This window comes from Chryseobacterium sp. Chry.R1, from assembly GCF_039645525.1.
Taxonomy (GTDB): domain Bacteria; phylum Bacteroidota; class Bacteroidia; order Flavobacteriales; family Weeksellaceae; genus Chryseobacterium; species Chryseobacterium proteolyticum.
On sequence record NZ_CP151793.1, the window covers coordinates 175756 to 198020 of the forward strand.

The following is a 22265-nucleotide window of genomic DNA, read 5'->3' on the forward strand; positions in this document are numbered from 1 at the left end:
TAAAAATACTCAGGTTTTGTATAAATATCAAGTGAAATATTAATAATTCCACATATCATTTTCCATATCAAGAATCTGTGCTTTAATTCTGTCGCTTTCTTCTATCTGCTCATCAGCATTTCTAGGAATATAATCTTTGATTACACCATCTCCTAAACCACTTGAAGATTTATAGATAATTGAAGAGAATCTTCTTGCATTGATGATATCATCGAAAGAAAGATCAGCAGAAGAGTTTTTTCTATTATACACGAAGTTATTCGCTAATATCTCTCTCGCACTTGGGTAATAAATCCAAAACAGGTCAATAAGCTCATTAGCTCCGGCCAAAGGCTGTCCGTCTGGCCCTGTTCTACCTTGTACAGCAGGATCTGGTCCCATTGCTGCAATACCCAGTGGTCTGTATTTCATCTGACCATCTCTTCTATCGATAAACCACATACCCATAATTTTTAATACTTTAACTTTATCAGTCGTCGTTTTAAAAATATCGGTATACTCTTTTTTCTCCTGTTCTGTAAGCTGTCTTCCAGAGTTTAGGATATCAATAGCAGCGTCAGAAACTCTTACACTTTCCAATCTTTTCTGAATTCCTTCAGGAGTTAATTTAGTTACAAAATTCTCATCATCATAAACTTCCTGGATTTTACCTGTTATTGCAGCATCCAGCAATAATTGATATAAAGATCTTGTTTGAGTAGCAAGAAGACCATCAGGATTATCATAGTATAATGGCTGATTAATCTTATCATTCATGTCAATAATCTCCCAAACAAACATACTTTTTAAGATATCTTTGTCCTCAACAAAACCGTATTCCAAAGGTTTTACCGTTTTATCAACAATAGTATCTCCAACTTTCTGCTTGTTTTCAGCTCTCATTTGTCTGAACTCTTCAGGAGAAGAAGCATTCAGAATAGTCTGGGAAAAAGCAACTCCCGAAACTACTACTAAAAAAGCGCTTATATATTTTTTCATAATATTATTTTAACTTATTAAAATTACTGAACATTGATTACAACAGGAGAGATATTCTTCAATGTTTGATTTCCTAATCCTGTAGCAGTCGCTTTAATATCAAAAACATACACTACATCACCCGCTCTTACATTTTTAACCAATCCGGCAGCTTCTTCAAGACTATTACCTTTGATCAGCAATGCTGCTCTACCAGGTACCTTCACCATAAACTGATTAACAGTGAATGAAACAGGGAAATCAAAATCTGGTATTGCTGCCTGTACCATCTGATTTGGAATCGAAGTAGCAGGAATATTCAATACTGTCTGACCTCTCATCTGACCTTGAGGAGCCGGAACATTCTTAATTCTGTATTCAAATACCTGAGATACCGTTTTACCATAAGGATCAGTTCCAGATAATGTTAATTTCACAGTATTACCAGTAGAAGGAATAATATTCCATTTTCCTGGACCATTACCTTTTACTACAGCACCCGGAGCAGATAATGATAATTTAGAATTGTCAGCACCCAGGATAGAACCGGAAACCGGGTTTTCTAATCCTCTGTACAATACATTCATCTTATCCGGAGAAAGTAATAATCCTTTTTCAAGTTTTACTTCTCTTGGTCCTGCAATTACATTATATGTATGCGTCCAAGGGAAACTTTGAGGTTTACCAGAAGCATCTGTTAAGGTAATAGTACCGTTTAGTTTATGCTCTCCAATACCATTTCCTGAAATAGAAATTGTTCCTTTTCCATTTTCTACCTTATTTACTCCCGTAATGCTAATCTTATTGCTATTAGAATAAGTACCTAACATTACTTTTACTTCAGCCTGTTTTCCAGCCTGAATATCAACAGGTCCTGCAACAATTGGTTCATAGCTGCTGAATTTAATACTAGCATCTACTTTCTCTTGAAGTAATAAAGCCAATGCATCAGACTGTACGTTTCTCGCATCATTCTGGATAATTTCCAGGTTAGAAATTGCTGCAATTAAAGGCTGATGATAAAACTTATTCTGAAACCATGTTTTCTCGTTTGGAGATTTTCCTTTAGGGTATTCAGCAATTAAAGATTTATTGGCTCTTTCAATCAAATCATTTAACTGATTGTTTTTTCCGAAAGTTGCTACAATATAATTTCTTACTTCATCAATTTTGGACTTCAATTCCAATGCTCCTTTAGAAGGGCTATTTTCATCTCCGTCAGCAAAAAAATAATGCGTAGTTGCTTCGTTATTATTAAGAGCTGCAAAATTCTCACTTACATCCACTTTATCAGAGAATTCTGATTCAGTTTTTAATTTAGTTTTAATTGTTTCAGCACTTTCTACTAAGGCATTAATTTTAGCTTTTAAAACCTTATACTGTTCCCATGGAGTAGCATAAGTATCCGGCACTTGTTGTGCCTTTAATTCTAGAGTTTTTTCAAAAATTTTCTCATTCTTTCTTTCTGTTAAAGTTCTTGTTTCATTAAGAGCTTTAGTCGAATCATAATAAGATCTGATGATTTCCGCATCAATATTTAGGGCCATCATAGCGATGAACACCAAATACATTAGGTTGATCATCTTCTGACGTGGAGTCTGTTTTCCTTGTGCCATTCTTTTTCTTTGTTTGGATTAAAAATTAAATTTAGAAATGGTTTGGAAATTAAGACTTCATAGCAGTTAACATACCACCATAAACTCTGTTTAAATTATTTAAGTTTGATGTTAAACCTTGTAACTCCTGGTTGAATTTTTCTGAATGCTCAGCAGACTTCTGCATATCTGCCACATATTTATTGGCAAATTCAGATTGTCTTTTACCATTCTCCAACTGCATCGCGTATAAAGCGTTCATGCTTTCCATGTGCTGAGCGGCAATGTTTAACTGATCATTATATTTGTGAGTAGAAGCAGAAACATCTACCGTCTGATTGATCTGATCCACTGAATTTGAAAATTTATCAATTCCTGTTCTTAATCTTTCAAACAATTGAACATCTAATTTAGCATCCTGTAACATTTTATCCAATTTTGTAGAAAGAGAGTTCTCTAATTCTGCAAATTGAGCAGCTGCATTATTTCTTGAAGAAACATTAGAATGTAAAGGGTTCGGGTTAGCATGTTTATCTAACAATTCAGGATAAACATTTTCCCAGGCATAAGACTCTTCTGATTTTGGAGGGTCGAAAGCGAAAATAATGAAGATGATTGCTTCAGTAATAAGTCCTACTGTAAGAGCAACGTTACCACTGATTGGTCCCAAGTTAATGTGAGTAATCTTAAGCCAAGCTCCAAGGATTACAATTGCAGCACCGAATGAATAAAAGAAATTCATCCAAGCATCTTTAGTCTTAAACATATAAGTTAGTTTTTTTTAATGATTAAAAATAAATTGTATTGAAAAATAATTATGTATCTGATTATCTGTTAACCCTTCTTGGCTTAACAGCAGCTTCAGGAATATCCTGTACAGTTCTGAATCCAATATAACTTCTTGCAGAATCTTTTCTTTCCCAATCTCTTGCACCAGTCATAAGCATTGCGCCTATATCTTTCCAAGAACCTCCTCTTACAGATTTCTTAGAATCTGATTTATCTTTAGTAGAAGGGTTTAGAGTTGAAGAAAATCCGTATGAAGAATTGTTATAAGAAGATTCTGTCCATTCAGAAACGTTTCCAGCCATATCAAATAACCCAAATCCATTTTTCTTAAATTTCTTTACTGGAGCTGTATATGTATAAGTACCTTTTTTATCGTCTTCCATGTAATTACCACGCTTAGGCTTAAAGTTAGCCAGGTAGCATCCTCTGTCATCCATCAAATATGGACCTCCCCAAGGATAAGTAGCATTCTGCATACCTCCTCTTGCAGCATATTCCCATTCGATCTCTGTAGGTAAACGGAATTGTAATGGTCTCTGTTTTTTTCTTTTTAAGCTTTCATTGTAATCCGTTTTCAATTTAGATCTGAAATTACAATATGCTCTTGCCTGATCCCAGGTTACCCCAACAACAGGATAATCTTTATAAGCTTTATGCCAAAAATATTGTTCAAATAATGGCTCGTTATAGGCGAAGTGGAAATCTTTTACCCAAACAGTTGTGTCCGGATAGATTGCTATACTTTTGCTTTTAAGGTAGTTTACCCCTCTTTCATTGTCAGCAAGAGCAGCATCCATATCTCCCCACTGGTAATTATATTTTAATTTACTAACATCAAGGATTCTTTCATTACCAATTCTGGCAGAAGCTGGTAAATATAAAGACTCAAGAACTTCCGCATATTCTACATCAGGATATTTTGAAGTATTCCAATGCAATGGGATTTTCCAATCTAGTCTTTTACTTGCATCATATCCTCCATCTTCTCTTCCTCCTTGTCCTTCTAAATATTCCTGATACGGAGTTAGGTTTTCTTCTTTCTTAGCAAGGTATGCATAATCTCCGATGCTGGCACCTCTTCCTCCACCTTCACCACCTTCTCCGGCAGCTTCAGCAAGTAGAGTTCTGGCAATAGAGTCTCTTACGTAGTTAATGAATACTCTGTATTCTGCATTAGTAGTTTCTGCTTCATCCATAAAGAATGAGGACACAGTTACTGTTTTCAGTGCTGATTTCTCAGGAGTATGAGTGATATCCTGATCAGCTAAACCTGCGATAAAAGATCCTGCAGGAATTGCAACCATACCGTATGGTCTTTCAGCAACAAATGATTTAGTTTTTTCTCTTGGTATCAACTCTCCTTTTGTTCCTGGCTTCCCTACAGAAGAGCTACCACCACCTGAACAAGATACCGACGCTACCGACGCAGACAATAATAAAAGAAATATCCTTTTCATGTTAATTTTTATAATTAAGCCGTAAATATATAATTTTTTTAAGAAACTTTTAAGATTTTTTTTGAAATAACGCGAGAAATCTAAATTTATTTTATTTCCTAGTATTTTTATTCTACAGTTACCGACTTAGCAAGGTTTCTGGGCTGATCTACATTGGCTCCTCTATATACTGCAATATAGTAAGCAAGCAGCTGTAAAGGCACAGATGCAACTATTGGAGAGAAGCATTCTGAAGTTTCAGGAATTTCGATAACGTAGTCTGCCATTTCGCTTACCTGCTGATCCCCTTTATTAACAACAGCAATCACCTTTCCTTTTCTTGCTTTAATTTCCTGAACATTACTTACGATCTTATCATAGTGACCTTTTTTAGGCGCAATAATAACGATTGGCATATTCTCATCGATCAAAGCAATAGGTCCGTGCTTCATCTCCGCTGCAGGATACCCTTCTGCATGGATATAAGAGATTTCTTTCAATTTAAGAGCTCCCTCTAAAGCTGCTGGATAATTATAACCTCTACCTAAATATAAGAAGTTATGAACCCCTACGAAATCTTTAGCAATATTCTGAGTCAATTCATGTGTTGAACTCAAAACTTCTTCAATTTTCTTAGGAATTGCATCAAGCTCTGAAATAAGACTCATGAATTCAGCATTTCCAAGGTTACCATTATGCTTTCCTAGCTTGAATGCAATAAGTGTAAGGATCGTAAGCTGGGCAGTAAACGCCTTTGTAGATGCTACTCCGATCTCTGGTCCGGCATGTGTATAAGAACCGGCATCCGTAATTCTTGCAATAGATGAATCCACTACATTACATATACCATATATAAATGCTCCTTTTTCTTTTGCCAGTTTTAAAGCCGCCATTGTATCGGCAGTTTCTCCCGATTGGGAAATAGCAATTACAACATCTTTATCTGTAATAATCGGGTTTCTATATCTGAATTCTGATGCATATTCCACTTCAACAGGGATTCTTGCATATTCTTCTATAAGATATTCACCAATTAAACCTGCATGCCATGAAGTACCACAAGCTATAATGATAATTCTGTTGGCATTTTTAAATTTCTCAACATGATCCCAGATTCCTGCCATCTTGATGATTCCTTCATCCACAAGTAATCTACCTCTCATTGTATCGTGGATCGATTTTGGCTGCTCAAAAATCTCTTTAAGCATGAAGTGCTCATATCCACCTTTTTCGATCTGCTCAAGGCTTAATTTCAATTGCTGGATTTCCGGCTCTATTCTCGAGTTTTCATTAATTGTTCTGATATCCACTCCTCCTTCCAAAGAAATTGTAGCCATATGTCCTTCTTCAAGATAGATTGCTTCTTTTGTAAACTCTACAAAAGGCGAGGCATCAGATGCAATAAAATATTCTTTATCTCCAATACCAATTGCTAAGGGAGAACCTAATCTTCCAACTACCAAAACGCCAGGATAATCCTCGTGCATTACAGTAATAGCATAAGCTCCATATACCTCATTAAGTGCATATCTTACCGCAGTTGGAAAATCTGTTGCTACATTTATATCCATAAAATACTGGATAAGATTCACTAAAACTTCAGTATCTGTTTCAGACTTGAAAGTAAATCCTTTATCAGCAAGCATTTTTTTAATGGTATCATAGTTTTCAATGATTCCATTATGAATGATTGCAATTTTATTATTATTAGATAAATGCGGGTGAGAGTTTCTATCACTTGGAACCCCATGAGTTGCCCAACGTGTGTGTCCCATCCCAATTTTCGCAGTACCTTTTAATTGAGCTGAAATATTAACAAGATCATCTACCTTTCCTTTTGTTTTTTCAACTTCAAATGAATTGTTTGCATTTTCCAAAACAATTCCCGCACTGTCGTATCCCCTGTATTCTAGTCTTCTAAGACCATTAATAACTACATCATAGGCATCCTGAAAGCCTGTATATCCAACTATTCCGCACATAATTTATTTTATTTGGTGTATGTTTTAAATTTATTTTGTCGCGTAGGTAACTTTTAACCTCGCTCTTTGAGCATTTGTCTTATCCGATCCTACAAAAACGGCTCTTTCCCTAGCATAAGATCTTGATGTAAATCTAGCTCCTGCTAATCCTGTATTATCTGAATTGGATAAGAACGCTCCAATATCAATTCTATAATATTTATAGGTATTGTTTGATGCATAATTATCTACTTTTCCTTCTACTAAATCTTTTACTGATTTCGTAACAATAAAATCATAATAACCAGGATCAGGATTCTTATCTAAATCAAAGGTTTTATAAATTGTATAATTAGGAGAGCCTGCAAGAGTTAGTACATCACTAGTAAAACCAGTAGTTGTAATTAAAGGTTTATCCTTATTTCTATCTTTCTGCAAAAAGGTTAATGCAGTCGGTTTTTTATAGCTGTTATTCCATGTTGCCTTGTCCGTATATATTCTGATTTTAGCACTTATAATAGCAGCTTTATTTTGTTGATATAAAGTTTTAAGACTATCAACAGTCTCTTTTGGAATCTTAATTCCAATAGATGGGCCACCCATTCCCTGTGCATACAATTTTTTATCTCCAGTCACTCTATTTCCTATCACTCCTGTAGATGCTCCAGAACCCGTTCTATCATACTCATATTGTCCAATATGAGAATTACCCGCTCCTAAAGCAAATGCATATGTTGATTGTGGTCGGGTATTAGTTCCATTTTCTACTTTATCATTTTTATAATACATGATCAGCTCCATATCATTGGGAGAAAACTGGAATAAATATCCGTCATTTTCCTGAACTGAAATCCTAAGTCCTTTAAAATGTCTGATAAAGTTGGAAGCATCAGCGAGTTCAGGCTTACCCTTCTTATCAATAATTTTTTCCTGGAACAGATCTTTGTTCAATGAAATTCTTATACCTGGTGTTGTAGTAGTAAATAATGAACTATTATCAGAATCTTTAGTTATAGCAACTGTATTAATTGTCCCTTTAAATTCTTTTGTTCCTAATACAGTTGCATTGTAAGCAAAATTAGCATTTGATTTAACACTGTCAGTCGCTGCTCCTAGGAAATCGGTAACTTCATTTACATTGATATGAAATGTTGCTTTAGCTTTACCATATTTATTAATAGGATATGTTTTTACTTCTTTTTTCGCAGGTACATTCCCATCAGGATAGACATAATTTTCGTCTGTAGTTGTTGTAAGCGAATCTGATGCATAAGTTGGTTTAATAACCAAAACCACTGAATCTACCTTAGCGTTAGTTCCAAAATCTGGATTATAAGTAGATAATCTTAACTGTGTAACATAAGATGCTTTCTGCATTCCAAATTGCCCTTCTTGAAAAGCACCTAGAACAGCTGACCCTAATTGAGTAGCATCACTTTTGATTGTATCTTTATTATCAATATTGAAAGCAATTACTTCATAAGCCTTTTCATTTCCCTGAGCTGCCCCATCTAAAAATAATTGTTCTCCCAAAGAATCCGGATCCGGTTCACAATTATAAAGTAACACACTGCCGAAAATTGCCAGAGAAAGTATGGCAAAAGTTCTTTTAATAGTACGAGTCATTAAATGTCTTTTTAATAAAGTTTGTTTATGGAATCTACATCAAGATATTCCGATTTGGTTGTAGATGTTTCATTGAATGCCTTATCTAGGTCTCCATCCAGGAATTCATCTCCTTTTACAACCCCGTCTACATAATTCATGCTTTCAATGACAAAACTTTGAAAGCTTGGTTTATCTAACGCTTTTAGTCCCGAAATATTATCGAATTCTAGTTTTTCTCCGATTTTATCGTTAAGAGATGCGTCTTTTTCATTATATAATGAAAGCACAATCTTAGCGTCTTTAAAATACGTATCGGATTTGTAGTAAGTTTTAAGATAAATAGGAACAAAAGAGGCCATCCAACCATTCAAATGAATGATATCCGGAACCCAGTTCAGCTTTTTAATAGTCTCAATTACTCCTCTTGCAAAAAATATCGCTCTTTCGTCGTTATCTTCAAAAGGGCTACCATCATCTTCATAGTAATATTGCTTTCTTTTGAAGTATTCTTCATTATCTATAAAATAGACCTGAAGTCTTTCCCCCGGAAGAGATGCCACTTTAATGATTAGAGGTTGGTCCAGGTCATTAATGATAATGTTCATTCCTGAGAGACGGATAACTTCATGGAGTTGGAATTTCCTTTCACTTATTTGTCCAAATCTTGGCATAAAAACTCTTACATCATTGCCTTCATTGTGCATTTTAAGCGCCATTTTGTTTACCACAGTAGCCATGTTTGTATCTTCCTGATATGGATACATTTCTGTAGTAATGTACAGTATTTTTTGATTCGGCATAAATTTCTATCTAATTTTTTGTAAAAATGCTTTAATGTGCAAAATTACAAAAAAACATCCAACATTATTTTAATTAACATTTTTTTACGAAAATTACCTTTTTCAAATTATCAAAAACGCAGTTTATTATCTGATATTTTAGTATTTTTGAATTGCTATTAAAATTAATTATGGAAGTTTTAAAAAATAAAAAAACACTTCAGGATTTCATTGAAAGACAGAAAGAAATGGGAAAAAGAATAGGATTTGCACCTACAATGGGAGCTCTTCACAATGGACATCTTTCTCTTTATGAAGTAGCAAGGAATGAAAATGATCTTGTGATTTCTTCAATTTTTGTTAATCCTACTCAATTCAATAACCCTGATGATCTTGCAAAATATCCACGGGATGTGAACCGGGATATACTTATTTTAGAAAATTCCGGATTAGTTGACGCCGTTTATATTCCTGAAATTACAGATATCTACCCTGAAAAAGCTGAAAGTCATCATTATGATTTTGACGGCCTGGAAAATGAAATGGAAGGAAAATCCAGACCTGGCCATTTTGATGGTGTAGGAACGGTAGTAGAAGAACTTTTCAGGCAAATACAACCTGACAATGCTTATTTTGGAGAAAAAGATTTCCAGCAGCTTGCTATTATTAAAAAATTGGTTGAGAAAAAACATTTTCCTATAAAAATTACTGGTGTTCCTATTTACAGGGCAGATAACGGGCTCGCTTTAAGTTCAAGAAACCAAAGACTGCATGAAGATCGCAGGGAAGCTTCAAAAATTATTTATGAAACATTAAAAAAGGTCAATGATTGGTTCAGAGTAATCACCGTTCCTGAAATTAAAGAAAGAGTTGTTGATATTTTCGATCATCAGCACGGTATGAAGCTTGAGTACTTTATGATCGCAGATGAAAACTCATTAAAAGAAACAGACTTCTTTTATAAAGATAAATCCTACAGAGCTTTTATCGTTGTTGTTGTAGACGGTGTAAGACTAATTGACAATATGCATCTGGATTAACACAATCTCCTGATAATTTCGCAATACAAAAATGTAAACTTTGATTCCTTAATCGAAGTTTTTTTTGTTCACCTGCTCATATACAAAAAATCAAAGGCCTCCTGAAGGAAGCCTTTGAACACCAAATCACAAAATATTAATATGAAAAAAATTTACTTTTCAGTAAACTTGTGACCCGGCTGGGATTCGAACCCAGGACCCATACATTAAAAGTGTATTGCTCTACCAGCTGAGCTACCGAGTCGGTCGTAATTCTAATTTACAAATTTTAAATCAATATGCAACTTAAAATTTACTTTTCTTTGCAGTGCCTGCGACTGGACTCGAACCAGCACATCCTTAGGAAACCACCCCCTCAAGATGGCGTGTCTACCAATTTCACCACGCAGGCAAAAAAATTACAAAATTTAGTAATATTTTTGCTAGTGACCCGGCTGGGATTCGAACCCAGGACCCATACATTAAAAGTGTATTGCTCTACCAGCTGAGCTACCGAGTCGGCCACTTATTTTAAACAACTTTCATTTAAGTAATGTCCCTTGTTTTAAGTGGTGCAAAGATATAACTTTTTTTAATTTCTCAAAACTTTTTCGCAAATTTGTTTAAAAATATTTCATGATAATTTCACTAGTCGGATACATGGGTTGTGGCAAATCACACATTTCCAAAATTTTAAGCGAAAAAATAAATTTTAAATTAATTGACCTCGATAAAGAGATTTCCAGACGAAATAAATTAACTATTCCGGAAATCTTCGAAAAAAAGGGTGAAATCTACTTTAGAAAGCTGGAAAGAGAAACTTTGGAAGAAATACTCGCTACCGAAGAAAATCTCATTTTAAGCCTCGGCGGTGGAACTCCTGTTTATTACAATAATATGGAGATCATTAATAATAATTCTAAGAGCATTTTTCTGAGAGCTTCCGTTGGTACTTTAGCAGAAAGGCTTTCAAAACAGAAAGAAAAAAGACCATTAATCGCTAATATTTCTGATGAAAACCTTCCTGAGTTTATTGCCAAGCATTTATTTGAAAGAAATGAATTCTATAGCAAGGCTATGATCAGTGTGACTACAGACTCCAGAGAACCTGAAGCTATCGTTGATGAGATTATCGAGAAGCTCTATTTATGATTTCTCTTCAACCTCATTTTCCATTCCGTCGTCTTCACTTTCACCGAAAAAGTCGTCCCAATCCGTAAAATCTGATGCAATATCATTTTCCACATATCCATCCATGTCCCGTCTATCCTTTTTAGTTGGCCTGCCTTCTCCTCTGCTTCTGTAATAGTCCTGGGTCATTTTACGCATTTTAAGCAATTCGTATTGCTCTTTGTCTGTTACATCTTTGATATGAAGAGATACCAATTTAGCTCCTATCCTGCTTTTCGGGATCTGGATTACTTTAATCTTATAATCAATCTGATTTTTACGGATTTTTATTATATCTCCTTCTTTTACCTCTTTTGAAGACTTTACAACAGTATCTCCAATGGAAACTCTGTTCTTCTTAATCTCCTCAGTTGCAACAGTTCTCGTTTTATAAAAACGAATGCTCCATAAAAATTTATCTATTCTCATAATTTTTTATACTTTTGCCGTTATATTATTTGTAAAGTAATTAAAGTTTTTGAAATGAAAAAAATATTTTTATATATCCTTGCAGGATCTCTTTGTTTTTCTGCTTGTAAAAAAGATGATGAGGCACAAACATTTGTTGAGCCCGATGATGTAGCAGTAAGAAATACCTATGATGATCAGGCTATCCAAAAGTTTCTGAACGACAACTATCTTGATACCCAAGGAAATATAAAAGCTTTCAGTGCTACTGATACCATTGATGACCATGAGAAGAAGTTAGCAGAATTAAATCCTGTAAAACTTCCTTCAGGAGTTGTGTACATCGTAAGAGCAGGTGCACAGCCTTCTCCGGGAAAAACAATAGGGGCTACCGATGTTCTTAGGATGATGGTAAGAGCAAATTATTACCTGGCGACCAATACAGACGGAACCGTAGCGCTTACAGCATCTTCAGTTTCCCCTTACCTTGTCAATACAGTAAATGGAACCGGATCTCCCCTTTCGGATCCTATGTGGTATTATGTAAAGAAACAAGTATTAGCAGATGCTACAACAGATGTTGCAAAACAAAGAAAATTCTATGAAATAGAAGGATTCCAGGAAGGGTTGAAGTTTTTCAAAGCAGCATCACCTGCTTTAACGGATGGGGCTCCTTATAACCTACAGGGAGTAATTATTGTTCCTTCCAGAGCTGCTTTTGGAAGAGAGGCCCATTATAACTATACAGGATATTCTCTTCAAAACAGGACATTTGTATTTAATTTCCAGGTGTATGGAACATCAGATAGACCTGCAAATGAATAAGTAAAAGTAAAACATCAATAAAAAAAGCGCTTCAGAATAACTGAAGCGCTTTTTATTTATCTACATTCTTGTTTTCTGTCTCACATTTCCTAAAATATCCGGAAAATAAAGATCCGCAAGATGATCGAATTCATCTCCCCTCATAAACATAGATGCATCTACTTCTTCATAAGAACTACGTCCTGCTGCAGCAATCAACTCATTACATGTATGAAGGGTATTTTTATGGAAATGGTACACTCTTTCACTTTTATCTGTAACATCCAGACCCTTGATCAGCATCTTATCCTGCGTAGCAACACCTGTAGGACAATTATTGGTATTACATCTGAGCGCCTGTATACATCCCAGTGAGAACATAAATCCTCTGGCATTATTACACATGTCAGCTCCCATCGCCACCGCTCTTAAAATATCAAGACTTGTCAATACTTTACCACTGGCAATGACCCTTAGCTTTTTTCTAACATTATAATTGTTAAGTGTTTTATTTACAAAAATCAACGCCGGTTCCAAAGGCATTCCTACGCCATCTGAAAATTCCGGTGGTGCTGCACCCGTACCTCCTTCAGCTCCATCTATGGTAATAAAGTCCGGGTATATTTTTAACACATTCATCTGAACACAGATGTCCTCAAATTCTTTTGTATCTCCTATACAAAGCTTAAACCCTACAGGCTTTCCTCCGGAAAGTTCTCTTAGTTGCTGTACAAATCTTAATAAACCTGCTGCATTGGAAAAAGCAGAGTGCGATGGTGGCGAAATCACGGTTACTCCTGGTGTTACGTGACGAATCTTTGCAATTTCAGGTGTATTTTTTACTCCCGGCAAAACTCCCCCATGTCCCGGCTTTGCCCCCTGAGATAATTTAATCTCAATCATTTTCACATTAGGCAATGTAGAATACTTTATAAAGAGATCCGGATTAAACTTTCCTTCTTCATCCCGGCATCCAAAATATCCTGTCCCTATTTGCCAGCATAAATCACCTCCTTCCAGGTGATGTGGGGAAATACCTCCTTCCCCTGTATTATGATAAAAATTACCTTTTTTCGCACCTCTGTTCAGTGAAATCTGTGCCCTGTCACTTAATGCTCCAAAACTCATCGCTGAAATATTAAATAACGACGCATGGTAAGGTTGCGTACACTGTTCCCCTCCTACCCATACTCTTGGTAATTCTTCGGATGGCGATTTAGCATATATAGAATGCTTAATCCCTTCATATTTTCTGTGATTAACCTCCAGTTGTGTTCCGAATGCCACGGTGTCGCTAAGGTTTTTTGCACGCCGGTAAACAGCTGAACGCTGATTTCTGGGAAAAGGCTTCCCATCTGTTTCCCTCTCAATAAAATATTGCTGCATTTCAGGAGAGATGCTTTCAAAAAAGTATCTGAAATATCCTAAAACAGGAAAGTTTCTTAAAATTGCATGCTTTGATTGTGTAACATTATAAACTCCAACAGCATAAATAATAGTAAGTAAAATAGGAATCCACCAATCCGCTTTTATCAAGAAAGCGATAGCCCAGGCTACAACTAAAATTATAGCACCCCAAAGCAAAAATTTATCTCTCATATCGTTTTTGAATTTTATCAAAGTTAAAAAAATACAGAATACTTTCCCGCATTCAGCTCCATTAAAAACGGTTCAATTTATTGTATTTTTCGTTTTTTTCAGTTTTCAACAGGAGCATGAAATTTATATCTTAAGACAAATCAACAAAATCGTGCCGTCCAATGCACTTTCGAAATCTATAAGTTACGAAAACCTCTCTGAATTTTGGGTAACGACAATTTGCTTTCTATTTTCATCAATAATGATGAAAAGTCTGGAATAATATGAATAAGAAAGGAGATAAAAAGGTTATACCTTTTCTAAAAAGCTCTCAAAAGAATTAAGTACTGAAACCGTACCGTCAGCTTCTATTTTTTCAAGTTTTAAAAATTCAATCTGGTTAATCGATGCCTGGTCAAAATCTTTTTGGACTCTTACGTAGTTTTCAGTGAAACCATACATCTTGCCATCTTTATTTTCATGCTCCCAAAGTACCGGAAGTGTTTTTCCTAGCTGAGTTTGATAAAAGGACATTTTTTTCTTTTCCGAAAGGATCCGCAACATTTTGTTGCGTTTTTTTCTTTCAGGGATGGGAACAACCCCTTCCATATCTGCTGCTTCGGTATTTTCTCTTTCAGAATAAGTGAAAACATGAAGATAACTGATGGGAAGATCATTAAGGAAGTTATAGGTTTCCATGAACTTTTCTTCAGTTTCTCCAGGGAATCCAACAATCACATCAACACCAATAGCCGCATGAGGCATAACTTCACGAATTTTATTCACCCTATCCCGGTAAAGCTTTGTTAAATAACGTCGCTTCATCTTTTTCAACAGATCATCGCATCCGGATTGTAAAGGAATATGAAAATGAGGAACAAAGCTTCTGCTTCTGGAAACCAGTTCAATGCTCTCATCCTTCAGAAGATTAGGTTCAATAGACGAAATACGTATTCTCTCGATCCCATCTACCTGATCAAGCTCAGAAATCAGATCCAGAAAAGTATGCTCATGTCTTTTATTTCCGAATTCACCTTTTCCATAATCCCCAATATTCACTCCGGTAAGGACAATTTCTTTGATATCTTTTGCTGCAATTTCTTTAGCATTATTAAGAACACTTTCAATCGTATCTGATCTTGAAATCCCTCTTGCTAAAGGAATGGTACAATAGGTACATTTATAATCGCAACCGTCCTGAACTTTCAAAAAGGCTCTTGTTCTGTCACCGATTGAGTAGCTTCCTATAAAAAAGTCGGTTTCTTCAATCTCACAGGAATGAACAATTCCCTCACTTTCAGATTTTTCTAAATCGTCAAGATAACTCAGGATATTGAACTTTTCTTTGGCACCTAATACTAAATCAACTCCATTAATTTGTGAAATTTCTTCAGGCTTGAGCTGAGCATAGCAACCAACAATAACAACCAGTCCTTCTGGGTTCGCTTTCATTGCTCTTTTTACATGAAGTTTACACTCACGATCTGCATTTTCAGTAACGGAACAGGTATTGATCACATAAACATCAGCCTTATCATCAAAACCTACCTTATCATATCCGGCATCTGTTAATTGACGAGCAATAGTAGATGTTTCCGCAAAATTTAATTTGCAGCCTAGGGTATGAAATGCGGCGGTTTTATGAAAATTTGACATTTTTATCAGTCCTGAATTTTATGAGTGCAAAGATAGTAATTTAAATAAAGACTCTGAATTGATTCGGTCTATTGTTTGTAATCGTCTCTGACTTCCGGGTTATTTTCAAAACAAACAGGTGAGGAATTACCTTTAAATTCAGTATTATTCCATTTATTTTTCATTTCCATGTTGAACTCCTGAGATTTATTTCTTGGAATAGAAAGCGTTTTCCAATCATCATTTTTTATCATTTTAGCAATATAAACGATCTGCCCGATATGATAGGGATAATGGGCCAGCTGACGAAAAACAGCATCTAAAACCGTATGCCCTTCTCCTCTAATATAAATCGTAGCATACAGGTTTTCATCAGTGATCTGATCTAATGCATTCAATAAACAACTCCAGCCTTTTTCCCAGAAATTGATAACCTCCTCCTTTGTTTTAAATGCATTGACAAATTCTTCATCGCGGTTTCTATATTCCTTTTCCCCATCTTCTGTTAAAAAATTCGTCCATCGGGAAATCATATTTCCTGCAACATGCTTTACAATTATTGCAATGGAATTGCTTTCGTTATTAAACTGCCAAAATATCTGCTCTTCTGACAGTTGTTCAAAAGCCCTGTCTCCAAGAGATTTATAATAACTGAATCGTTTGATAAATAATTCTTTCATTCATTAAATTTAAAAATATTGAAAGAAAAAACCATCTTTTTAGGATGGTTTTTTTTTATGATTATCAAATATTAATCCCTGTTTTTCACCAGTATCCAGCTTGAGAATTTAACCAGTGTATTTTTCTTATCATTTTCGTTCCAGGTCACAGAGTACCAATATGTTCCTGTCGGAACCTTTTTACTGCCATTGGTAGTACCATCCCATTTATATCCATTTGTTTTGTCGGCCTGGTGAACCTTATTACCATATCTGTCGAAGATACTCAATATTAAATTTTGTTTGTGGGCCAGCGCTGAATAATCAATTACATCATTAATTCCATCATTATTCGGAGTAATTACATTGATCAGGTTCGGTACCACCACTGTAATATCAATTGGATCACAGTCATAAGAATCCTTTACATAAACCTGGCTATCTCCTCTCGGTACATTGCTAAATACATTAGAAGTCTGCCAGTTGATATTATCTAATGAATATTGATAAGGAGGTGTTCCTCCGTTAACCGCAACTGTAATAGTGTTAGTCGAAATATCAATATTGGATATTACAGGCTGCTCACTTGCATACACTTTTACCTCCTGAGTTGTGATGCATTCTCCTGTTTTTAGTTTTACCCAATAAGTCCCTACGCTTACATTTGTGATCGCCTGGGTTGTAGCTCCTGTACTCCAGAGGTATGAATCGAAACCGGGACCGGCATCCAATGTCGTAGTATCCTCCATACAGATGGTTTTATCAGTAAGGACTGTCGATTTTACCGGCGGCAGCACAGCTAGAGTAACTTTTGCGACGGCAAAACAATTATTTGAATTGAATACTTTTATGTATACCACACCATTTGAAGCGATGTACGCAGACGGTGTTGCGATTTCATTTGTTCCATTCACCGCGTCAGTAAGTGAAGGATAATATTTCTTGGTTACGGGTGTCTGTGTAGTAACCGATGCCGCGGTAAGATTAAAGGACGCTGTAGAGGAGGCGCCTTCAATGAAACATGATCTCAAAATAGCATCATTTACAACCACCACAGGATAAAACTTAAGATAAATCATTCCTGTTCCAATACATCCCAGCTGGGAAATTATTTTTACATATACTGTTGCTTCGGCAGATACATATGCAGAAGGATTCAGAATTTCATTAGTACCTGCATTAAGATCGTTTAAAGACGGATAATATTTTTTAACTGCTGTAGGATCACCAAAAACAGCAGCGGTTGTAAGATCAAATGTTGCCGTACCCGCATTATTATTGTTACAGGCAAATAAAGAAACGTTATTCCCTGTTATATTTCCCAGCTTAAATTTAAAGGCACCCACCTGCCTGCATGAATTGATGGGATTGTTGGGATTTGCAGGATCCTGATAATGTATACTGAAATAATAAGTTGTTGTTGTATTAACGGTAATAGGAGTTAAAATCGGGCTTGCACCGGAAAGGGCATCATTTTGTGAAGTATGGTACGTTATCTGGAAATTAGGGTTCGCATTAAGAATGCCTGCCGTCAAAGTACTGAAATCAAAAACAGCCGGACTATTACATATAATAACTTCGCGTGGGTCAGCAGGATTAGCCGCAGGAACCCCCGGAGGGACAAATGGATGTGGCTGTATTGCAGGATCAGTGAAAGGAGACGCCAAAGCAGCAGTACCTCCCCAGGTCAAAGAAAACGGAGCCATTGTAGTACTGGCAGCACCCACCCAGTTATCTATATATAAATAATAAGTCTGACCTGGCAAAACATCTAAATATTTACAATAAGGAGTCAGTGATCCTCCGGGAGCGTCTACAATCGTACTTGTCATATTTAATCCTGTAGACGGACCTACACCAATCACAGTTGCAGCATTACAGCGTATAGGAGATCCTAAACTTCCGCAAGCTACATTAGGACCATAAATAGCCCAATCATAATCCGCATCCGGATCATTGGGCACCAAATCAAAAGTAAGCGTTCCACCAGTGGCAATAGTAAGTTTATACCAAATTGAATTGTGCTCGCCTGTTATTAAGCACCCTCCTAAATTTTCATTTACAGCTCCAATTCCTGTGGGAGAATATGTAATGCTTGAATTTCCACAAACCGATAATGCAGATGAACAATCTGCCTGGGAAAAGAGGATTTGTGAGATCAATAAAAAAATAATAAGTAAATTTTTCCTCATGAATACATGCTTTTGTTAGAAATTAATCAATAATTAAATCAATACACAACACATATATCAAATATACTTATTATTTCATTAAAATTCATAAAATAGCAAAAATCATTAACAATACATATTAAAAATATGTAATTATTAAATAAAAACACATCTATTAAAGAATTATTTTATACTTGTCAAATTCCCACATAAATTCTCAAGATGGAAAATTTTGTGAAAAGGACTTTTGACTTCATTCAGATGTTCTTTATCCTGAATAAAGGTATATCGCGATGCAATAGAATTCATATCTGAAACGATCACAAGCCAGCATTCGTCTACTGAAGTGTCGTAATAAGGAAATTTTTCATTCTTTTTCTCAATCAGTTCAAGTATTTTATCCGAGCATAATTCATCAAATAAATTCATACTGTATTCATGTGTAATAAATACATTTCTGCGATGAAAAGACTTCCTGATTTTTTTAACGCAGCCTACCGGTTTGTTTTTCTTTATGCTCTTACAGATGGCAAGAATACTTTCCTGCTGTTCCTCGGGATTATCAAACCTGAAATCTGAATGAAATTCTAAAAAATAAACACCACGATATTTCGTAGTGTCTTCTTGTTCTAATAATATTTCAGCCTGACGGAAAATCTTGTTAAGATTACTTTCTATCTTCTTCATTTCCAAATGATTGATCACCTCAGTGAGTTCTATCCCAATTTTTTTATCATTTAAATTAGCGATAAAGTCGGGACTTTCACAGGTAAGGTTTTCAAATTTAACATCAGGAAAATGATGCATAAAAGAATTTAACAGTAAAATTTCTGATTTTTTCTTATACTTTTCGCGGTCATGAAGCTGAGATTCGTCTATTTTACGATGATACTTTTCTATCGGCTTTTTTTTCAAATGTCGATTCAGGTAATATAAGCTTAGATTCTTGATTAAATCTTCATCGGAAAACACCTTTTTCATGACTGCCTTTTTATTAATGGTTAATAAAACATGGAACCTAAAGTTTCATCTGAGAAGTTTTTGATTATCAAAAAATTACACTTAAAGGTAAGCAAAAAAACTATTCAACAGATATTTTTAAAAATAAATTGTCAAATAATTAATGTATAGTTTACTTTCATATTCAATACCTTTGGCTTTTAAATACAAAATTGTGATACATGGATTTTAAAAACTTTAAAATACCTTTTAATACCAATCCCCAATATTCAAAAAAAGTTGCCTATTTTTCAATGGAATTTGCCATTGAACAGGTTTTAAAAATATATTCCGGAGGACTGGGCTTTTTAGCCGGTTCACACATGAGAAGCGCCTATAATTTAAAGCAGGATTTTATAGGAATAGGAATACTCTGGAAATTCGGCTACTATGATCAGGCAAGAAACCACGATCAGACACTACAGCCGGTATGGACAAAAAAAATGTATAGTTTTTTGGAAGATACCGGAATAAAATTCCAAATTGAAATCCACAGCGCTCCTGTTTGGGTGAAAGTATGGTATCTGGATCCTGAAATTTTCCATACCGCCCCTATGTTTTTTCTATCAACAGATGTACCGGAAAATGACCACGTTTCAAAAACAATCTGTCATAAACTATATGATGCCAACGAATCGACAAAGCTGGCTCAATATATTTTATTGGGAAAAGGAGGTGCCCAATTACTGGACGAAATGAATTTGGAAAGAGATATTTATCATCTGAATGAAGCACATGCCCTACCCGCTGCATTTTATTTATTAAGAAAATACAATGGAGATTTAAGCAAAGTAAAAGAGAAACTTGTTTTCACAACGCACACTCCTGAAGAAGCGGGAAATGAAAAACATAATCTGAAATTATGTTATGACATGTCTTATTTTTCAGGCTTTAGTATGGAAGAAGCCAAAAGCATAGAAGGAGTAGATGATGAACGTTTCAATCATTCTCTTTGTGCATTAAAAATGGCTAAAGTTGCCAATGGTGTTTCACAACTTCACGGTGTGGTTTCCAGAGCAATGTGGAGTAAATATCCTGGAATTTGCGAAATCAAATCAGTCACCAACGCACAGGAATTTAAATACTGGGCAGATAAGCGCCTGTACAACTCCAAAGATGAAAGAGACGATCAGGCATTTGATTACCGTAAAAAATATTTAAAAAAGAGACTCTTTAAAATCGTTGCCGATCAAACAGGAAATCTTTTCAATCCAAACATTTTTACTATAGTCTGGGCAAGGAGATTTGCCGGTTATAAACGTGCTGATCTGCTTTTGCACGATAAGGACAGATTTTACAAGTTATTGAATAATCCTGAACATCCTGTTCAGATAATTTGGGCAGGGAAGCCCTATCCAATGGATTATTCTGCCATTTCTACATTCAATACACTGGTAGAAGAAAGTAAGAATCATAAAAACATGGCTGTCCTTACAGGTTATGAGCTTTCTTTAAGCAAATCACTAAAACAGGGTTCAGACCTATGGCTGAATAATCCCAGGGTTCCAAGAGAAGCTTCAGGAACTTCCGGAATGACTGCTGCTATGAATGGTTCTGTAAATCTTTCGACAGATGACGGCTGGATTCCTGAATTTGCAAGACACGGACAAAACTCTTTTGTCGTTCAAAAAGCAGATTACCTGAATATGAGCATTTATGAACAGGATAATTATGATTTAAACCAGTTATATGAAATCCTGGAAAACCAGATCCTTCCAACCTACTACGACAATGCAGATAGCTGGAGGAAAATACAGTACAATGCCATGGACGATGTTAAGCATCAGTTTAACAGCGATAGAATGGCTGATGAATACTATAGCATGCTGTATAATTATTAGGGCGAAATTGCTGAATTGAGAAATTTAAAAAATTGAGAACCTTTCAATTGTTAGGTCTATATTAAATAAAAGCTGCCGGAAAATTCTCCGGCAGCTTTTATTTTAAGTTAGTCTTTTTTCTTTTTAGGAACTTTCAAGCCTTTCTCTCTTGCCTCAGAAATTCCGATTGCAACAGCTTGTTTCTTACTTGTCACTTTTTTTCCAGAAGAAGATTTTAATTTACCCTCTTTGAATTCGTGCATTACTTTTCCTACTTTTTCCTGAGCTTTATCTGAATATTTTGTCTTGCTCATGATGCTATTTTTTTAAGATTTTGGCAGGGATACCCCTATTTCATAAACTTCAGCGTGTTTCAAATATTTTGAACGCTCTCTTGAAGTAACCGATTCTAAACGATCATTTTTGATCACAATAATCGGATCTTCTGCATTTTCAATTTCAAAATTGGCTAAATATCTTTCGTCAGGAGCATCCTGACGCATCTTAGCTTTTATTTTCTGCAGATCGTCTGCGTATTTTCTGAATCCCGGATCTGAGGAATGGATAAATTTATATTCATCACCTGCATATACATAATAATGTAATTTTTTTTCAATAAGCCCTGCTTCATCTGAAATCTGCGGATTATCATTTCCATCTTTAAAGCTTACTTCCACTAAAGTTCCGCCCTTTTTCCGTGCACATGCTTCAGCATCTTTAAAGCTCGAAAAACCCGTATACACTATTTGATCATTCAAAACGTAACGATTTAATTTCTGATTGAATGCATTCGTTTCCATAATTATTATTTTAGCTTGATTTGTAATAATACATTCAATTTTTTTGCCAAAGCCTTATATTAAAAAGCTTTTTTGTG

19 protein-coding genes and 3 tRNA genes are annotated in these 22265 nt (G+C 35.3%); 4 read left to right on the forward strand and 18 right to left on the reverse strand.

The genetic code is table 11. From position 1 onward, the window contains the following. Window positions 1-39: 39 nt before the first annotated feature. The 7 genes from gldN to AAEU33_RS00915 all read right to left on the reverse strand — a co-directional run bounded on the left by gldN (window position 40) and on the right by AAEU33_RS00915 (window position 9146). Complete coding sequence (gene gldN / locus AAEU33_RS00885) at window positions 40-978, reverse strand: gliding motility protein GldN (protein ID WP_172283881.1); 939 nt, start codon at window positions 976-978, stop codon at window positions 40-42. A 23-nt stretch (window positions 979-1001) separates the two neighbouring features. Further along, complete coding sequence (locus tag AAEU33_RS00890) at window positions 1002-2573, reverse strand: GldM family protein (protein WP_172283879.1); 1572 nt, start codon at window positions 2571-2573, stop codon at window positions 1002-1004. A 49-nt stretch (window positions 2574-2622) separates the two neighbouring features. Then, window positions 2623-3318 carry a gliding motility protein GldL gene (gldL, locus tag AAEU33_RS00895; RefSeq protein ID WP_172283877.1) on the reverse strand — a complete coding sequence of 232 codons (696 nt, stop codon included), beginning with the start codon at window positions 3316-3318 and terminating at the stop codon, window positions 2623-2625. A gap of 61 nt (window positions 3319-3379) precedes the next feature. Then, window positions 3380-4798 carry a gliding motility lipoprotein GldK gene (gldK, locus tag AAEU33_RS00900; RefSeq protein ID WP_172283875.1) on the reverse strand — a complete coding sequence of 473 codons (1419 nt, stop codon included), beginning with the start codon at window positions 4796-4798 and terminating at the stop codon, window positions 3380-3382. A 107-nt stretch (window positions 4799-4905) separates the two neighbouring features. Further along, window positions 4906-6759, reverse strand: coding sequence for a glutamine--fructose-6-phosphate transaminase (isomerizing) (glmS, locus tag AAEU33_RS00905; RefSeq protein ID WP_345990521.1), 1854 nt, complete (start codon window positions 6757-6759; stop codon window positions 4906-4908). Between the two features lie 30 nt (window positions 6760-6789). Further along, entirely contained in the window at window positions 6790-8364 is a 1575-nt protein-coding gene (locus tag AAEU33_RS00910) for a DUF4270 family protein (RefSeq protein WP_172283872.1), read from the reverse strand. Between the two features lie 11 nt (window positions 8365-8375). Continuing rightward, window positions 8376-9146, reverse strand: coding sequence for a glycogen/starch synthase (locus tag AAEU33_RS00915; protein ID WP_345990523.1), 771 nt, complete (start codon window positions 9144-9146; stop codon window positions 8376-8378). A 170-nt stretch (window positions 9147-9316) separates the two neighbouring features. Between AAEU33_RS00915 and panC the strand changes: the two genes are divergently transcribed. Continuing rightward, complete coding sequence (gene panC, locus AAEU33_RS00920; RefSeq protein WP_345990525.1) at window positions 9317-10165, forward strand: pantoate--beta-alanine ligase; 849 nt, start codon at window positions 9317-9319, stop codon at window positions 10163-10165. Between the two features lie 171 nt (window positions 10166-10336). Here the strand turns inward: panC and AAEU33_RS00925 are convergent. From AAEU33_RS00925 to AAEU33_RS00935, 3 genes are all read right to left on the reverse strand, one after another. Beyond that, a tRNA-Lys gene (locus AAEU33_RS00925) sits at window positions 10337-10409 on the reverse strand. Between the two features lie 64 nt (window positions 10410-10473). Beyond that, a tRNA-Leu gene (locus tag AAEU33_RS00930) sits at window positions 10474-10556 on the reverse strand. A 35-nt stretch (window positions 10557-10591) separates the two neighbouring features. Beyond that, window positions 10592-10664 (reverse strand) — tRNA-Lys (locus AAEU33_RS00935). A gap of 116 nt (window positions 10665-10780) precedes the next feature. Between AAEU33_RS00935 and AAEU33_RS00940 the strand changes: the two genes are divergently transcribed. Then, a complete protein-coding gene (locus AAEU33_RS00940) occupies window positions 10781-11296 on the forward strand; it encodes a shikimate kinase (protein ID WP_345990527.1) in 516 nt (171 codons plus the stop codon). On the opposite strand, the gene AAEU33_RS00945 is transcribed toward AAEU33_RS00940, so the two are convergent. Further along, window positions 11291-11743 carry an RNA-binding S4 domain-containing protein gene (locus tag AAEU33_RS00945; protein WP_345990529.1) on the reverse strand — a complete coding sequence of 151 codons (453 nt, stop codon included), beginning with the start codon at window positions 11741-11743 and terminating at the stop codon, window positions 11291-11293. The two genes, AAEU33_RS00940 and AAEU33_RS00945, sit on opposite strands and share 6 nt — an antisense overlap. A gap of 54 nt (window positions 11744-11797) precedes the next feature. Between AAEU33_RS00945 and AAEU33_RS00950 the strand changes: the two genes are divergently transcribed. Continuing rightward, window positions 11798-12547, forward strand: a complete 750-nt coding sequence (locus tag AAEU33_RS00950; protein ID WP_345990530.1) for a hypothetical protein — start codon at window positions 11798-11800, stop codon at window positions 12545-12547. 60 nt (window positions 12548-12607) lie between these two features. Here AAEU33_RS00950 and AAEU33_RS00955 read toward each other — a convergent pair whose 3' ends face one another. The 5 genes from AAEU33_RS00955 to AAEU33_RS00975 all read right to left on the reverse strand — a co-directional run bounded on the left by AAEU33_RS00955 (window position 12608) and on the right by AAEU33_RS00975 (window position 19550). Further along, window positions 12608-14125 (reverse strand): glutamate synthase-related protein, encoded by a 1518-nt coding sequence (locus tag AAEU33_RS00955; protein WP_172283861.1) that lies wholly within the window; start codon window positions 14123-14125, stop codon window positions 12608-12610. 288 nt (window positions 14126-14413) lie between these two features. Continuing rightward, window positions 14414-15760: a tRNA (N(6)-L-threonylcarbamoyladenosine(37)-C(2))-methylthiotransferase MtaB gene (gene mtaB / locus AAEU33_RS00960; RefSeq protein WP_345990533.1), complete on the reverse strand. Its 1347-nt coding sequence runs from the start codon at window positions 15758-15760 to the stop codon at window positions 14414-14416. 68 nt (window positions 15761-15828) lie between these two features. After that, on the reverse strand, window positions 15829-16419 hold the full coding sequence (locus tag AAEU33_RS00965; RefSeq protein ID WP_345990534.1) for a DUF1572 domain-containing protein: 591 nt from the start codon (window positions 16417-16419) through the stop codon (window positions 15829-15831). Window positions 16420-16490: 71 nt separating this feature from the next. Beyond that, window positions 16491-18590: a gliding motility-associated C-terminal domain-containing protein gene (locus tag AAEU33_RS00970; protein WP_345990536.1), complete on the reverse strand. Its 2100-nt coding sequence runs from the start codon at window positions 18588-18590 to the stop codon at window positions 16491-16493. A gap of 162 nt (window positions 18591-18752) precedes the next feature. Further along, window positions 18753-19550 (reverse strand): hypothetical protein, encoded by a 798-nt coding sequence (locus AAEU33_RS00975; RefSeq protein ID WP_273650770.1) that lies wholly within the window; start codon window positions 19548-19550, stop codon window positions 18753-18755. A 200-nt stretch (window positions 19551-19750) separates the two neighbouring features. Here AAEU33_RS00975 and glgP point away from each other — a divergent pair, with 200 nt between their 5' ends. Further along, a complete protein-coding gene (gene glgP / locus AAEU33_RS00980; RefSeq protein WP_345990537.1) occupies window positions 19751-21409 on the forward strand; it encodes an alpha-glucan family phosphorylase in 1659 nt (552 codons plus the stop codon). A 107-nt stretch (window positions 21410-21516) separates the two neighbouring features. On the opposite strand, the gene AAEU33_RS00985 is transcribed toward glgP, so the two are convergent. Continuing rightward, entirely contained in the window at window positions 21517-21702 is a 186-nt protein-coding gene (locus AAEU33_RS00985) for a DUF6496 domain-containing protein (RefSeq protein ID WP_172283850.1), read from the reverse strand. A 12-nt stretch (window positions 21703-21714) separates the two neighbouring features. Further along, window positions 21715-22188, reverse strand: coding sequence for a hypothetical protein (locus tag AAEU33_RS00990; protein ID WP_345990539.1), 474 nt, complete (start codon window positions 22186-22188; stop codon window positions 21715-21717). Between the last annotated feature and the right edge of the window lie 77 nt (window positions 22189-22265).